The organism is Streptomyces sp. NPDC005494 (assembly GCF_042872025.1).
In the GTDB taxonomy this organism is placed as follows: domain Bacteria; phylum Actinomycetota; class Actinomycetes; order Streptomycetales; family Streptomycetaceae; genus Streptomyces.
On record NZ_JBIAJR010000014.1, the window covers coordinates 117,973 to 132,637 of the forward strand.

Here is a 14,665-nt window from a genome sequence, read left to right on the forward strand (position 1 = left end):
TTCCGCGCGGCGCGGTCAGGCGGGAACCCCCGACCGGGTATGCCCGTCGGAACCGCCGCCGACACCGGCCGGCGGGACCGGGCCGGCCATCCGCCCACCACCGGCTTGCCCCTCCGAGGAGCCATCGTCGGCCCCACGAAGCACCGAGGTCAGTTTGAGAATGACCGTTCTTGACTGATCGTTCTTATAACGCGTACCGTCGGGGCATGGGAAGACCTCGCGCATTCGACACGGACCAGGCCGTCAGGGCCGCGGCCGCCCTCTTCGCCACGTGTGGGTACGAGGGCACCTCGATCGACGACCTGACCACCGCCACGGGAATGCACCGGGGCAGCTTGTACAACGTCTTCGGCTCCAAACGGAAGCTGTATCTGACGGCGCTCCGGGCCCACTTGGACCACGAGATCCTTCCGAGCACCGCTGCCGTCGGCAGCCTCACCGATGCCGGGCAGGCCCGCGCGGCGGCGATCGCCGGGTTCGACGACGGCCCGGCAGCCGGCTTCCTGCTCCTCGCCGCCGTCGAACGCGCGCCTCAGGACCCCGAGGCCGCGGAGTTGGTGGCGGAAGGGTTCACCGCTCTGGAGAACGCGCTGCGTCCCACTCATTCCGGCGAGGCGGAACACGTCGCCGCCACCGTCCTCGGCAAGCGCCTGCGTCTGCGCGCCCGCCCGACCACCCCTCAGGAGAGCTGACATGACCGAAATCGCCGTCGACCGCACCCGCGACATGCTGACCGTCCGGCTGACGGGCCTCGACAGACTGTGGGCACTCAAGAGCCAGGTGGAGGTGCCGCTCGCTCAGGTGCGGGGCGCCACTCACGACCCGGGCATCGCCCATGAACGCAAGGGTGCCAAGCTCGGAGGCACGCACATGCCCGGTGTGATCACGGCCGGACGGTTCCGCCGGCACGGCGACCTCGTCTTCTGGGCGGTGCGAAAGCCGGCCAACGCTGTCGTCGTCGAGCTCGCCGAGGGCGCCCCGTACAGCAGGCTCGTCGTGGAGACCGACGATCCGCGGGCCACGGTGGACCTCGTCGAACGGGCCATTGCCGCCTGACGCACGAACCCCGCCGGCCTGCCGCGGGCGCCGGTGGCACCACCGGCCCCGACGAGTCCCACGCTCTTCGGCCCTGCCCGTTCTCGGGGGCGGCGGCCGGGGCCGGAAGGACCCCGGAAGGACCCCGGAACGGATGCCCGAGTGGTGGCGTCGAGGGGGCGGCGAGGCCGAGCCGATGCTGTTTCCGGTCACAGCGCGGCAGCCAGCCGGACGGTGACGCCCGCCGTGACGAGGAGCCCGATGTTGAGTGCGATCCGGCGGTCGTCGCCGGTCAGGTGTACAGCGATCGCGGCGACCTGCAGGAGTACGAAGCCGAGGGCCGCGGCCGACGCCAGCGAGGGAGCGACGCCTGTCAGCGGGGGCAGGATCAGGCCGGTCGCGCCGAGCATTTCGACCGCCCCCAGCCCTCGGAGGACGGGCAAGGGAACGCGGTCCACCCAGGCCATCATCGGCCGGAGTCGGTCGCGGCCGCGTATCACCTTCAGAGTGCCTGAGTAGAGGTAGAAGAGGGCGAGCAGTGCCGCCACGATCCAATAGGCGATGGTCATGATTCCCGTTCGTGGGACGCTGCTCGGCGGTCCCGGTTGATTGCGACGACCGGTGCGCAGCGGCTCGTCGTCTCGATGTGTGTCCGCGATGTCGGCGACCGGCGTCGGCCCGCCGCCGGAGCCCACCACGGGCAGGGCCGGATCGGTGACTCACCGGCCCACGCTTCCTCGGTCACGCCCACCAGTGCACCGCCCGAGCCCCGCCGCTGTCCAAGACCCATCGAGCAGCGCCGATACCCTCCGGGTATCGTCGCGATGTGGAGCTACGGACACTGCGCTACTTCGTCACGGTCGCCGAGGAACTCCACTTCGGCCGGGCCGCCACTCGACTGCACATGAGCCAGCCACCGCTGAGCCGGGCGATCAAACGGCTGGAGGCCGAGGTCGGGGCTCTGTTGTTCGCCCGCTCGCCGGCCGGTGTCACGCTCACGCCGGTCGGGGCCGTACTGCTCGACGAGGCGCGGGCCCTGCTCCTCCACGCCGACCGCGTGGGTGCGCGCGTGAGGGCCGCGGGCGGCGGCGGGATCATCACCGTCGGGATCCTGGGTGACGGTACGGACCCGGGAGCGGCCCGACTGGCGGCCGCCTACCGCCGCGGCCATCCCGGCATCGACATCCACATCCGTGACACCGATCTGACCGATCCGACGTGCGGGTTGCGCGCAGGAAGGGTCGACGTCGCCTTGACCCGGGCGCCGTTCGACGAGACAGCCCTGACGACGCGTGTACTGCGGACCGATCCGGTCGGGGTGGTCCTGCGCGCCGACGATCCGCTGGCAGGCCGCGACCGGCTGCGACTGGCCGAGCTGAGTGACCGTCCCTGGTTCCGGTTCCCGCGAGGCACCGACCCCCTCTGGCAGTCGTACTGGAACGGCGGTGTGCCGAGAGAGGGCCCGGTGGTGCGCGCCGTCCAGGAGTGCCTTCAGGCTGTGCTGTGGAACGGCACGGTCGGCCTGGCCCCTCTCGGGCACGAACTGCCCGGGGAGCTGGCCGTGGTGCCGCTGGCCGACATGGCGCCGAGCCCGGTGGTGGCGGTGTGGAACGAGGGCGACACCAACCCGTTGATACGGTCCTTCGTCGAGATCGCGACGGCGGCGTACCGCCACTGATCACCGGCACGTGCCCCGGCTCGCGGACCGCGCGAACGCCGCGGGACTCCGGACTCGCCGTGCGTCACGTCACCGCGATCCGTCCGGACTGCCGATGTGTCCGGCCTGGTTCAGCGATGGACGGTGCTGAGCCATTGGGTCAGCAGGCGGTTGACCTCGTCGGGGCGTTCCTGCTGGATCCAGTGGCCGCAGCCGTCGAGGATGTGGGAGGCGGACAGGGCGGGGAGGGTGGTGGGGTAGGCGTCGATGGCCTCGGCCATCCAGGTGGTGGAGGCGTCCAGCGCGCCGCCGATGAACAGGGCGGGCTGGGTGACCGGAGCTCCGCGGTGGGGGGCGAGGTCTTCCCAGTCGCGGTCCACGGCGCGGTAGCGGTTGAGCGCGCCGGTCATCCCGGTGCGTTCGAACTCCCCGGCGTAGAAGTCGAGTTCGTCCTCGCTCAGCCAGGCGGGAAGAGTGCCGGAGGGAAACCGGTCGCGCAGCCGGCCTCCTGGGGTGACGAAGTGTGGGTCGGGCTCGTCCTGGGCGGGCATGGTGTCGGCGGACAGGGCCGCGTAGAAGCCCGCGAGCCAGCCCCGGACATCGGGCTCGATCTCTGCCTCGGCACGACCTGGCTGCTGGAAGTAGGAGACGTAGAACTCCTGCTCGGGTCCGCCGATCCGGCCGAAGACGTCGGTGGGGCGCGGGCCGCCGGGCGGTGCGTACGGGACGCTCAGCAGGGCCACGGCGCGGAAGACCCCGGGGTGGAGCAGGGCGGAGGCGGAGGCGATGCCGGCCCCCCAGTCGTGGCCGACGACCACCGCGTCCTCCTCACCGAGGGCGCGCACGACGGTCACACAGTCCTCCACCAGCTCGAGCATCCTGTATGCCTCGATCGCGGCGGGCCTGGACGAGCGTCCGTAGCCGCGTACGTCGATCGCCACCGCCCGGTAACCGGCCTCGGCGAGGGCCGGGAGCTGGCGGCGCCAGGAGTACCAGGACTCGGGAAATCCGTGCACGAGCAGGACCAGCGGCCCGGTGCCCTGCTCGACCAGATGCAGGCGGCCGGCCGGGGTGCCGACGGTTCGGTGGTGAAGTGCGGCGGACGGCTCGGGGTGCATGGAGCTTCTCCTCGGTTCGCAGGGACGCGGGGCGCTCGTCGATCATCCGGCGCGGCGGCAACGCGACGCCACTGCCCTTGCCAGTCTGGCAAAGTTGCAGGACAGAGCAGTGGAGCGGCACGTCCGAAAGGAAACGGGAGCGATGACGGGGGACGACACGGACGAGACGCCGGCAGCGATGGGGCCCCGGCTGCGGGCCGCGCGCGAGCACCGCGGCGCCACACTCACCGGGGTCAGTCGTGCGACCGGCATCTCGCCGAGCACGCTGTCGCGGATCGAGACCGGCCGGCGCAGGCCCACCCTGGAGGTGGTGGTGCGGCTGGCGAAGGAGTACGGCGTCTCCCTCGACGAACTGGCCGGCACCGGGCCCGCCCGCGCGGCCGAACCCCGTGGCCCGGCGCCGCTGAGCTTCGGCGACGACAAGGCGGTACTGCCGCTGACGCGTTATGTCGGCGGGCTGCACGCGCACAAGCACGTCCTGCCCGCCGTGGAGACGCCGCGCGTCCGTCCCCGGCAGGTCTCGCACGAGGGCTACGAATGGCTGTGCGTCCTGTACGGGCGGCTGTGGCTGGCGCTCGGGGACCAGGATCTCCTGCTGAGTGCCGGGGACTTCGCCGAGTTCGACACCCGCACCGCCCACGGGGTCGCGAACGGCGGATCCGACGGGCCGGTCGAGTACCTGATCATGTTCGGGCCGCAGGGAGAGCGACTGCGGCCGCGCACCCCTGAGGCCGGCGGTCGGGGGGACCGCCGGCCTCGTCGTGCCCGGCCCGGCCACGAAGGACAGCACTAAGGGCTGTCCCGGCTCCCGGACCGGTCCGGGAACCGGAACGGGAACGGGAACGGGAACCGGAACGGGAGCCGTGCCCTAGGGGCGCGTGCGGTCCGCTCGTCCGGTCACGGGGCGCGAAGCGGCGGTGGGGCCGTTCGGTGCCGTGGTGTCAGGCCGCCGGCGCCACCGCGCCGGCCGAGACCTCGATCCGTACCTGCCGGGTGGTGCCGTTCACGGTCACCGCCAGGGTGACGGTGCCCGGCCTGAGCGCGGTGAGCATGCCCGTTGCCGGGTCGAGCGTCGCGACGTGGCGGTGCTTGGCCCTGTCCGCCTCACCGATGTGGACACCGGGGGAACCGGTCCAGTCCGCGCTGAGCGGGAAGGCGACGGGCACCACCCGCGCCCCCTGGGTGACGCTCGCCCCGATCCGCGTACGCTGCCCCGCGACGAGCGTCGAGGGTGCGTCCAGGGAGAGCCCGTCGACATGGGCCCGGGTCTGGGCCGAGACCCAGTCCGGTCCTCCGAGCCACGGTTGCCTGCGGGCGGCCGACTGTTCGCCGGACGTCACGCGGTCGGCGCCGATGAGGGTCCACCCGGTGAAACCGCCCTCGTCCGCAGGGCCTGCCGGGGCCTTGCCCGAGTTGCCGTTGACCAGATACGGGACGCCGTCGACGTGCGAGGCGTGGAAGACGCCGACGTGGCTGCCGACCAGGGCCGCGCCCTTGCCCGTCGTACGGCGGAAGTCGGCGAGCCACTGTTCGACGAGAGCCGCCTCCTTACGGTCACTCAGCTGACTGCCCTTCTGCACGGTCGGGTCGCGCGGCGGCACGTGCTCGATCAGCATCACCGAGCCGACGGAACGGTCCGTCGCCGCCGCGTCCAGCTGCGCGCGCAGTTCCTTGATCTGGGCGAAGCCTCCGCCCCGCAGACCGAGACTCGACGTGTCGAGCGTGACGACCCGGGTGCCTCTGTGGTCGAACGTGCGCTGCGCCGGGCCGAACTCGGTGATGAAGTTGTCGATCTTTCCGCCCATCACCTCATGGTTGCCCGGGACGTAGTACCAGGGAAGCGCGTCACCCAGCTCTTCCTCCAGGACCTGGCGGGCGAAGGCGAGGTCGGCGGGCGAGCCCTCGTCGACGAGGTCACCGTTGACGACCAGGAAGTCGGGCCGCGCCTCCTTGATCTCACGCAGGGTGCGGCGGGCCTGCTGGACGATCGGGCTGTCCGGGGCGCGCGCGACGAACTGCGCGTCGGACATCACGGCGAACTGCCAGTCCCTGCCCTCCGTCGTCGCGGCGGAGTCGATCAACGGGTCGACCGGAAGGGGCTGTTCGGGGATCTCGACAGTGGGCGGAACCTGGGCGGACAGGTCGTCGACGACGATCTCGCCGGTGTACTGCCGGGCGGCCGCCGTCTCGGCGAGGTAGAAGCGGAACACGGACAGTGGGGTGGGCGCGCCCGCCGGCACGGTGAAGGTGACCTGCCGCCAGCCTGTCCAGGTGATGTAGGGCCCGCGCAGCAGCTGGTCCGATCCCGCCGCGTCCTTCAGGTGCAGCGTCGGCCAGGCGCCGTTGCCGTCGCCCTTGATCCAGAGGGTGTACGCCTGCGGCTGCCCCGGTACCACGACCGGCTGCGGCGGGGCCGCGTAGGCGGCGCGGGTGGCGGTCGAACGGGTGAAGTCGTAGGTGAGCCGGAGCCCGGTGCCGGTGTGGCCGTCGGGAGTCGCGGCGAGGGAGCCCTCGGCGCGTGCCTGGCTGAACTTCCAGGATCCGGCGTCGTCGAAGCCGGACACCGCCTGGTCGGTGAGGCCGACGCTCACCGCGAGGGTGGTGCTGACGCCTGCCACGGTCGCTTCGATCCGTCCCGCTCCGGCGCCGGTGCGGGACCGTACGGTGAAGGAGCCCTTGCCGTCGTCCTCGACGGCGAAGAGCGCGTGGTCGTAGTCGAGGGTGATGTCGTCCGGTTCGACCGGGGCGCTCGTCCCGTGGGCGTCGTGGCCGACGATGCCGAAGCGGCCGACGGCTTCCCCGTCCGCGAGTCCGACCCGCGTGGCCGTGGGCTGGATCCGGGCGAGCCGGCCGATGACGGTGAGCCCGGTCTCGCCGTGGGCGCCCTCCCGTTCGGCCCGTACGCCGGTCGTGCCGCTGCGGCGGCCGGTGAACGTCCCGTGCTGGTCGACGCTGCCGATCGCGGGGCTGACGGCACGCCAGCGCGGGGCACCTCCGGCCGGACCGTACGTCTCGTCGTAGCCGGCTGCCGTGAGGGCCCGGGTCAGGCCGGGGAAGACCCGCTCGGGGTGGCCGCCGCTCACCGGGTCGTCGCCCGGGGCGGCGCCGGCCGGTGTGCGCGTCTCGACCCAGAACCCCGCGAGCCGGCCACTGCCGTCGGGGGCTGTCAGCGCGAGGCCGTTCGGTACGGTCCGCTCGCTGCCGTCGGAAGGGCTGTTCTCGACCTGGAGGGTGTCGCTGCCGGGCTCACGGGCGACGAGGGTCGAGGAGCCTCCCCCGTCGAGATTCAGCGCGCTGTACGATCCGGCCTCCCGCATCATCGCGCCGAGTTCGGTGAGGGTGACGCCGCCGCTGTCGGCCTGGCGGCCGTCGACGGTGACGACCTGCATGGTCCGGCCGTCCTTGGAGAATCCGACCGCGGTGCGGGGTGCGGCGGTGTTGTTGCCCTCGCCGTCGTGGTTCTGCGCGACGCCGTCGACGACCAGGAGCTCCCTTCCGCCCACGGCGGTGCGCGGCACGGCTCCGCCGTCGGTACGCGCGTGGTACTCGAGCGAGACGGGATCGCCGGGCTCCAGCTCGTCCAGCAGGGCGGCCCCGGCCTCACGTCCGACGAGGACCACGGTGTCATCGGGCACGGGTCCCGATCCCGGCGCTCCGGAGACGGACGCCACCTTGCCGTCGCGGACGGCCACTTCGGCGACGGGCTGCGCGGCGTCAACGGTCAGTGCGCGGTCCGCGCTCCCCCACGCCGAGGTGTAGGCGCCGACGCCCTGCGCCGGTACGTTCGCGGCGTTGTACGCGGCCAGCGGGTGCTCGCCCGAGGGGAGGGTCAGCGTGCCCTCGAAGTACAGCTCAAGGACCCGGCCGGCGTTCTCCGGCCCGATGCCGACCGCCCGGTTGACGCCGGGGGCCGGGGAGTGGACGGTGCGGCCGTCCGCGACGCCGGGGCCCTGGGGCGCCCCGGTCTGGTTGATGTCGAAGAAGTCCGCGTTGATCGCCGCGACGGTGCGGCGCCCGTCCCCGGCGTCGTGCCCTGCGGCCAGCTCGGAGACCGTGTGCCGGTCCGCGACCTTGCCCGAGGAGAGGTAGTCGGCGCGTACGTCGCTGCCGTCCAGATCGACGGAGAGGGTGTCGACCCGCAGCCACTTGTCGGATTCCAGCCGGTCGTACGAGCTCAGGCGGACGCCGGGGGCGACGGGCCGGGTGGTACGAGCCGTCTCGATGCCGTCTCCGTCCACGACGGACGTCGCGTCACCGGAGGGGCCGCTCGCGGCAGGCGGGGCGACGGGTCTGAGGATCTCGGCGGTGGTGTGCGGGCGGGGGTCCGGAGTCGGGTCGGCGGCGGCCGGTACGACGGCTCCGGCCGCCAGTGCCGACACGGTCGCCAGCAGCACGAGGGGACGCAGCGTGCTGCGGAAGGTGCCTGGGCCCACAAATCCTCCTGGTGCGGAGCGGATTGCGCGCGAATCGCGCTGTCGGCGGACAGCATGACCGGGAGTGGGGGGACGCACCAGAGGACAACGGGGACATCAGGAGGAACAGCGTGCGGCGAAGGAGTGACCCGCGGTGCGGGTGGCCCCCGTCGACGCCCTCGACGTCCGTCGGATCGCCCCCGCGCGCCGGGCGGGTCACCCCCGGTCGTCGGCCCGGCGGGTGGCCCACCGAGCGTGCGCCCCGCACACTTGACGGCATGTCGACAGCCAAGCGCAGCGCCGGGCTCCTGCTCTTCCGCGTCGTCCCCGGCACGGAGGGAGGCCGGGACGCGGAGGTGCTGATCGGCCACATGGGCGGACCGTTCTGGGCCCGCCGGGAGGCGGCCGCCTGGTCCGTACCCAAGGGCGAGTACGAACCCGGCGAGGAGCCGTCCGCCGCGGCCCGGCGGGAGTTCGAGGAGGAACTCGGGCTTCCCCTGCCGGAGGGTGAGTGGGTTCCGCTCGGCGAGTCACGGCAGTCGGGTGGCAAGACGGTGACCGTGTGGGCCGTGGAGGCCGATCTCGACCCTTCCGGGGCGGTCCCGGGCACCTTCACCATGGAGTGGCCGAAGGGGTCCGGTGTGCTGCGGAAGTTCCCGGAGATGGACCGGTTCGCCTGGTGCACACCGGACGAAGCCCTCGAACGGCTGGTGGCGGGTCAGCGGGTGTTCGTGGAGCGGCTTCGTGCTCACGTACGCGAGGGCCGCGCGGGCTCGGATTCGTAGGCCCCGGGTCCTCGCACCGCCCGCCCGGCCCGGATGTCGAGCCGTTCGCCGTCGAAGCGCTCGCGAAAGCCCCGGTCGTGCGAGACGACCACGACGGCTCCCCGGTACCGGGCGAGCGCGGCCTCCAGCTCCTCGACCAGGTCGAGCGCGACGTGGTTGGTCGGCTCGTCGAGGACGAGCAGATCCGCCGGGCGGGTCACCATCCTCGCCAGGACGAGCCTGCGCTGCTGCCCGACGGAGAGGGCGGCGACGGGCACGGCCAGGTCCTCCGGGCGGAACAGTCCGAGGGCCAGGAGTTCGTCGGCCCACTCGTCGGGGTGCCCAGGGCGCCCTGCCGCGAAGGTGGCGAGCAGGGTGCGCCGGGTGGGACGGGCGGGAAGTTCCTGCGGGAGGTAGCCGATGCGGCCCCGCCGTCGGACCGCCCCGGTGTCCGGGGCCAGGTCGCCCGCGAGGACGCGCAGGAGCGTGGTCTTCCCCGCTCCGTTCGGCCCGGTGACCAGCAGACGCTGCCCCGGCTGGACACGCAGGGCGGGGATGTCGAGGCGTGTGCCGACGACGACGGACTCCAGCTCGGCCACCGGGGCGTCCCCCTCCGCCGGGACCTCACCGACGGACGCGCCGGTGAGCTCGGCGGTGAAGCGCAGCGGCCGGGGAGGAGCGGGCACGGGTGAGCGGCGCAGTGCCTCCAGGCGGGTCCTGGCCGCCCTGACCTGCCCCGACAGCTTCGCCTCGTGCGACCTGCGGTGCTTGCCGAAGCCCTGCCCGGGGTCCTTGCCGGTCCCCGCGAGCCGCTGCCCGGCCGCGCTGACCAGTTCCTCGGTGCGGGCCAGCTCCGCCAGCCACTCCTGGTGCTCCTGGGCCCAGCGGCTGCGTGCCGCGGCTTTCGCCCTGCGGTAGCCCTCCCAGCCGTCCCCGTGGCGTGAGACGTTCCGCAGATCGCGGTCGACCTCCAGGATCACCGTGGCGATCCGCTCCAGGAAGGTGCGGTCGTGCGTGACGGCGACCACCGTGCCCCGGTGGGCGCGGAGGTGGTCCTCCAGCCAGCCGACGGCGGCGGCGTCGAGGTGGTTGGTGGGTTCGTCGAGCAGGAGGAGTTCCGGCGCGGCGGCCAGCACACAGGCCAGCGCCAGCCGGGACTGCTCACCGCCGGACAGTGTTGCGAGCACGCGGTCCCGGGCGACGTGCGAGAGACCGAGACCGTGCAGCGCTGCGTCGGTCCTGGAGTCCGCCTGGTATCCCCCGCGCTCCTCGTACGCCGTCAGCAGATCGCCGTACGCGGCGAGTTGCGCGCCGGTGGGCTCGCTGCGGGAGAGTTCGTCCTCCGCAGCGCGGATCTGGCGTTCGAGGGAGCGTAGTTCGGCGAAGGCCTCGTCGACGGCGTCCCGCACGGTGCCGAGTGGATCGAGGGTGAGGGTCTGGGCGAGGTAGCCGGTGCCGCCGGGGAAGCCGACGGTGACGTCGCCGCTGTCCGGCGCCTCCGCCCCGGCCATCAGCCGGAGCAGGGTGGACTTCCCGGACCCGTTCTCGCCGATGACGCCCGCCTTCTCGCCGGGGCGGACGGTGAGGGAGACCTGGTCGAGGACGGAACGGTCTCCGTACGCCTTGGAGACGTCGTTCATGGACAGCTGGGCACGGTGGGGCTGAACGGACATGGGTGCTTTCCCTGAGGTGACGGGCCCTCGGCGGCTCGCACGTCGTCGTCACGGACGGAAGCGGGCCACGGGGCCAGGGGTCATCGGCCGGCGGGGAAGGACTGCGGCGCACGGCGTGGCCCCACGGGGGCACACGGCGACGGCGGGCGTCGCGCGGCGGCGTCCTGGCCGGGGATCAGAGAAAGAAGTAGTACGAACCCATGGCAGTCATGGTACCCGGACGGCGGGCGGAGCCGGGGCGAATCCGCTCCGCCCGGGTGCGGGGTCCATCCCTCTGTCGCGACGAAACGTTCGGGAGCGCTCCCGCACCGGCTCGCGGGAGCGCTCCGACAAGGGTCCCGGAGGCACGGAGGCGTCAAGAGCGGTGCGGGCCTCACTTCGTGGGAGTCTCCGGCTCCGGAAGCCCCCGAAGCGGCGAGGGGCTGCCGCTCTCCTGCGGCCTGCTGAGCACGAGGACGGCGACGTCGTCGCGCCGCACCCCGCCGGAGAAGTCCTCCAGATCCGCCAGGAGCGCGTCCAGGATCAGGGGCGGCTCGCGGCCCGACCAGGTGCCGAGCCGCTCGTCGAAGGGGTAGAAGGCACCGGTCGCGTCACGTGCCTCGGTCACCCCGTCGGTGTAGACCATCAGGGCGGCGCCGTCCGGGAACGCGATCCGCTCCGCGACGCGGGCCTCACCGCTCAGCTCCGCCATCCCGAGGGGTACGGACGTCTCGTGCAGGGTGACCGCCGATGCCTGCCCGTCGTGCAGCAGCCGGGGCGGGAGATGGCCGCAGTTGACGACCTGGACCCCGTCCCCTCCGTCGAAACCCAGGACCAGGGCGGTGACGAAGCGCTCGGTCTCGCCGGTCTCGGCGGAGAAAGCGTTGTGCCGGACGACCGCGTCCTCGACGGCGTCGGCCACCGCGCAGAGTTCACGCTCCCGCACTGCGGCCTCCCGGAACGCCCCCAGGGCGGCGAAGCCCGCGCCGATGGCGGGCAGTCCCTTGCCCTGCACGTCCCCGATGATCACCCGGGTCCCGTGGGGCGACTGGACCACCTCGTAGATGTCGCCGCCGACGAAGCGGTCCTCCTCGATCGGCGCGTAGAGGCCGTGGGCACAGACCTGCCGCGTGACGATCGGGAGCGGGCGCAGGATCTGCCGCTGGAGCGCCACGGCGGCCGAGCGCAGCCTGGCCACCTCGGTCGCGTGCCTGATGCGCGCGGCGCACGCCACGACCCCCAGCGCGCTGGCGATGGCCGTGAAGCCGAGGATGAAGGCCACGTCCCAGAACTCCCCGGTCGAGGCGATACGGGAGCCGACGACGATCAACATGACCCAGACCGCCACCGCGGTGGTCTGGCGGACCGTGCAGAAGACCGAGGCCAGCGCGGGCAGCACGACCATCAGCGGGATGAGGGGCAGGTCGTTGCCGGTGAGCGCGTCGAGCAGGACGACCGCGACGGTCAGCAGGAGGAGCCAGAGGGCGAGTGCCCAGTTCCCGATCCGGGCCACGCCCGCGGACGTCTCACCTGGATCCGGCCCGGGCAGCGACACCCTGCGCGCCGCCGACGGGCGCCGGAGCCCCATGACCACGCCGCGCCTCCCACATGTCCGTCGCTACCGCCCCACCTGTTCCAAGCTACCCGCCCCCCGGTCCGGGGTCCTGGCGTCCCGGCTCGCCCCGGGGCCCGCCGGGACGACGGCGCCGAGGAAGGCGGTCCTGCGGCGCAGGCCGAAGCCGAGCGATTCGTAGAGCCGTACGGCGCCCGTGTTGGAGGCCGCCGCGTGCAGGAAGGGGGTCTCGCCCCGCTCCTTGATGCCGTGGGCGACGGCCCGGATGAGGCGGGTTGCGAGCCCCTGGCCCCGTACGGAGTCGTCGGTGCAGACTCCGCTGATCTCGGTCCACCCGGTCGGGTGCAGCCGCTCCCCCGCCATCGCGACCAGGACGCCGGAACGCCGGATGCCGAGATAGGTGCCCAGTTCGACCGTGCGGGGCAGGAAGGGGCCGGGCCGGGTGCGCTCGACCAGGTCCAGCATCTCCGGCACGTCGGCGGGTCCGAGGAGCTGGGCCTCCGGGTCGGGAACCGCGTCCACCGTGTCGTCCACCATCTGCACGCCCTCCGCGTGGAAGACGATCTCCCAGTCGGCCGGCGGCGGCTCGTGGAAGGCGGTGATGGCGACGGAGGCACCCGGGCCCGCGAGCGCCGCGGCATCGGCCCAGTCCTGGGCGTCGGTCTCGTCCGGCAGAGCGAGCCAGGGGGTGACGTCGGGCGGATAGCGCAGGACGCGGCCGCGCCGCTCGGCGAAGTGGGCGTGGGGGCCGGTCAGCGACGACCGGGAGGGGTTGTCCAGCGGATGGGCCTGCTCACTCTCCGGCCCGTGTGCGGGCAGGGGTGCGGGCAGCGGTGTGGCCTCGGGCATGGGCTCTCTCACTCCGGTTGACATCGACGGCCGGCGACAGGGGTGAAAGCCACCCGCGACCCGTACCTATTCCCGGGCGGCCCTCTGTTCACGAACGTGCAACAGGAGCGCTCGCCCGGCCTCGGACACCGCGGATCCCGAGCACGCGGAGCGGGGCGCCGGGACGGGTTCGGCGAATCGTGCGGGCGCTGACCCCGATACCGCCCCAACAGGCCTCCGGCTGTGGCACTCTGGATACGGCCGCCCCACCGGGCTCCCCCGTACCGGTGGGGCGGTCCTGTGCGCTTCCACGCACACGAGCACCTCGCTGTCCCGGGCCTTCGGGGCGGTCCGTCGTTTTCCGGCCGATGACGCGAGGGTTCTGGCTCAAAACAACCTCTGCGTGCATGAGTTGCCGCCCATCGGGCAGGCGCCTACACCTCGGCGCCCACGACCTGAGGAGCGTGACGTGATGACGGCGTACACCGCACGGACCACGGCTGCGGAACAGGCAGGCGTCTCGGACGGGCTTCCCTGGATCGAGGACGCCGGGCAGGTCGCCCCGCAAAACGCGCGCAGGCTGTCGAAGCTCTTCTTCGACCGTCTGCAGACCCTGGACGAGGGCACGCACGAGTACCAGTACGCCCGGAACACCCTCATCGAGATGAACCTCTCCCTCGTGCGGTTCGCCGCCGGCCGCTTCCGCAACCGTGGCAGCGGCGACATGGAGGACATCGTCCAGGTGGGCACCATCGGCCTGATCAAGGCCATCGACCGTTTCGACCTCTCGCGCGAGGTCGAGTTCACGTCGTTCGCGGTGCCGTACATCGTCGGCGAGATCAAGCGGTTCTTCCGGGACACCACCTGGTCGGTTCACGTGCCGCGCAGGCTTCAGGAGTTGCGGGTGGATCTCGCGAAGGCGAAGGAGACGCTCGCGGCGGGGCTCGACCGGGACCCGACCGTGCAGGAACTCGCCGGGCACCTCGGCCTGGACGAGGAAGAGGTCACCGAGGGCATCATCGCGGCCAACGGATACACCGCCGGCTCGCTGGACATGCCGGCCGACACGGCGGAGCCCGCGGGCCGCACGATCGGCGGGCGGTCCTATGCGGACGTGCTGGGCGAGCCGGATCCCGCGATGGAGTCGGTGGAGAACCTCCACACGCTCGCCCCGCTGCTGGGAGAGCTCGACGCACGGGAGCGCCGCATCATCGACATGCGGTTCGGCCATGAGATGACCCAGGCTCAGATCGGCGAGGAACTGGGCATCTCGCAGATGCACGTCTCACGGCTGCTCAGCCGCATCCTGCGCAAGCTGCGCTGCGGAATGCTCACACAGGACTGAGCCGGGCGCGTCCGCCGCAACACTGGGCGTGGCACCGGCCCCGGGACAGCGGGGCCGGTGCCACGCCCAGTGTTGCGGCGGCGTTGCAGCTTCGTGGCCACGTGCGCCCGCCGCTTCCGTACGGGCGCGGAAGCCCTCTACGGTCACTGACCAGCGGCCGCCGACCGCCGGGGGCCCGCGCCAGGGGAATCCGCCCGGCCGCCGTCGCGGGCCCGCGCGGGGCGGACGACGACCTCCCCGGTCGCGGGGCGCTTCCCCCGGCCCCCCTCCCCTGGAGCGCT

The 14,665-nt window shown here is 72.8% G+C and carries 12 protein-coding genes; 6 read left to right on the plus strand and 6 right to left on the minus strand.

The window, feature by feature from the left end; genetic code table 11:
* Window positions 1-206: 206 nt before the first annotated feature.
* Both ACFYQ6_RS32125 and ACFYQ6_RS32130 read left to right on the plus strand, forming a co-directional pair.
* A complete protein-coding gene (locus ACFYQ6_RS32125) occupies window positions 207-692 on the plus strand; it encodes a TetR/AcrR family transcriptional regulator (protein ID WP_361582180.1) in 486 nt (161 codons plus the stop codon).
* 1 nt (window position 693) lies between these two features.
* Window positions 694-1,056, plus strand: coding sequence for a hypothetical protein (locus tag ACFYQ6_RS32130; RefSeq protein WP_361582183.1), 363 nt, complete (start codon window positions 694-696; stop codon window positions 1,054-1,056).
* Window positions 1,057-1,244: 188 nt separating this feature from the next.
* Here ACFYQ6_RS32130 and ACFYQ6_RS32135 read toward each other — a convergent pair whose 3' ends face one another.
* Window positions 1,245-1,604 carry a DoxX family protein gene (locus ACFYQ6_RS32135; RefSeq protein WP_388766374.1) on the minus strand — a complete coding sequence of 120 codons (360 nt, stop codon included), beginning with the start codon at window positions 1,602-1,604 and terminating at the stop codon, window positions 1,245-1,247.
* Between the two features lie 257 nt (window positions 1,605-1,861).
* On the opposite strand from ACFYQ6_RS32135, the gene ACFYQ6_RS32140 reads away from it, so the two are divergent.
* The gene (locus tag ACFYQ6_RS32140; protein ID WP_361582189.1) at window positions 1,862-2,713 is read left to right on the plus strand and encodes a LysR substrate-binding domain-containing protein; all 852 of its coding nucleotides are present in this window, start codon (window positions 1,862-1,864) and stop codon (window positions 2,711-2,713) included.
* A gap of 110 nt (window positions 2,714-2,823) precedes the next feature.
* Here the strand turns inward: ACFYQ6_RS32140 and ACFYQ6_RS32145 are convergent, their stop codons facing one another.
* Window positions 2,824-3,810: an alpha/beta hydrolase gene (locus ACFYQ6_RS32145; protein ID WP_361582192.1), complete on the minus strand. Its 987-nt coding sequence runs from the start codon at window positions 3,808-3,810 to the stop codon at window positions 2,824-2,826.
* Window positions 3,811-3,952: 142 nt separating this feature from the next.
* On the opposite strand from ACFYQ6_RS32145, the gene ACFYQ6_RS32150 reads away from it, so the two are divergent.
* The gene (locus ACFYQ6_RS32150; RefSeq protein WP_361582195.1) at window positions 3,953-4,603 is read left to right on the plus strand and encodes an XRE family transcriptional regulator; all 651 of its coding nucleotides are present in this window, start codon (window positions 3,953-3,955) and stop codon (window positions 4,601-4,603) included.
* 148 nt (window positions 4,604-4,751) lie between these two features.
* Here ACFYQ6_RS32150 and ACFYQ6_RS32155 read toward each other — a convergent pair whose 3' ends face one another.
* Complete coding sequence (locus ACFYQ6_RS32155) at window positions 4,752-8,243, minus strand: phosphodiester glycosidase family protein (protein WP_388766377.1); 3,492 nt, start codon at window positions 8,241-8,243, stop codon at window positions 4,752-4,754.
* 257 nt (window positions 8,244-8,500) lie between these two features.
* Between ACFYQ6_RS32155 and ACFYQ6_RS32160 the strand changes: the two genes are divergently transcribed.
* Window positions 8,501-9,007, plus strand: coding sequence for an NUDIX domain-containing protein (locus tag ACFYQ6_RS32160; protein WP_388766379.1), 507 nt, complete (start codon window positions 8,501-8,503; stop codon window positions 9,005-9,007).
* Here the strand turns inward: ACFYQ6_RS32160 and abc-f are convergent.
* From abc-f to ACFYQ6_RS32175, 3 genes are all read right to left on the minus strand, one after another.
* Window positions 8,971-10,659, minus strand: a complete 1,689-nt coding sequence (abc-f, locus tag ACFYQ6_RS32165; protein WP_388766382.1) for a ribosomal protection-like ABC-F family protein — start codon at window positions 10,657-10,659, stop codon at window positions 8,971-8,973. The two genes, ACFYQ6_RS32160 and abc-f, sit on opposite strands and share 37 nt — an antisense overlap.
* A gap of 373 nt (window positions 10,660-11,032) precedes the next feature.
* Entirely contained in the window at window positions 11,033-12,232 is a 1,200-nt protein-coding gene (locus ACFYQ6_RS32170; protein WP_361582207.1) for a PP2C family protein-serine/threonine phosphatase, read from the minus strand.
* A gap of 24 nt (window positions 12,233-12,256) precedes the next feature.
* Window positions 12,257-13,060: a GNAT family N-acetyltransferase gene (locus tag ACFYQ6_RS32175; protein WP_361582210.1), complete on the minus strand. Its 804-nt coding sequence runs from the start codon at window positions 13,058-13,060 to the stop codon at window positions 12,257-12,259.
* 451 nt (window positions 13,061-13,511) lie between these two features.
* Here ACFYQ6_RS32175 and ACFYQ6_RS32180 point away from each other — a divergent pair, with 451 nt between their 5' ends.
* Window positions 13,512-14,384, plus strand: a complete 873-nt coding sequence (locus tag ACFYQ6_RS32180; RefSeq protein ID WP_361582213.1) for an RNA polymerase sigma factor SigF — start codon at window positions 13,512-13,514, stop codon at window positions 14,382-14,384.
* Window positions 14,385-14,665: the final 281 nt, after the last annotated feature.

Coding starts and splice junctions, on each gene's coding strand:
- ACFYQ6_RS32125 (WP_361582180.1), top strand. CDS start 207: ATGGGAAGACCTCGCGCATTCGACACGGACCAGGCCGTCAGGGCCGCG.
- ACFYQ6_RS32130 (WP_361582183.1), top strand. CDS start 694: ATGACCGAAATCGCCGTCGACCGCACCCGCGACATGCTGACCGTCCGG.
- ACFYQ6_RS32135 (WP_388766374.1), bottom strand. CDS start 1,604: ATGACCATCGCCTATTGGATCGTGGCGGCACTGCTCGCCCTCTTCTAC.
- ACFYQ6_RS32145 (WP_361582192.1), bottom strand. CDS start 3,810: ATGCACCCCGAGCCGTCCGCCGCACTTCACCACCGAACCGTCGGCACC.
- ACFYQ6_RS32150 (WP_361582195.1), top strand. CDS start 3,953: ATGACGGGGGACGACACGGACGAGACGCCGGCAGCGATGGGGCCCCGG.
- ACFYQ6_RS32160 (WP_388766379.1), top strand. CDS start 8,501: ATGTCGACAGCCAAGCGCAGCGCCGGGCTCCTGCTCTTCCGCGTCGTC.
- abc-f (WP_388766382.1), bottom strand. CDS start 10,659: ATGTCCGTTCAGCCCCACCGTGCCCAGCTGTCCATGAACGACGTCTCC.
- ACFYQ6_RS32175 (WP_361582210.1), bottom strand. CDS start 13,060: ATGCCCGAGGCCACACCGCTGCCCGCACCCCTGCCCGCACACGGGCCG.
- ACFYQ6_RS32180 (WP_361582213.1), top strand. CDS start 13,512: ATGACGGCGTACACCGCACGGACCACGGCTGCGGAACAGGCAGGCGTC.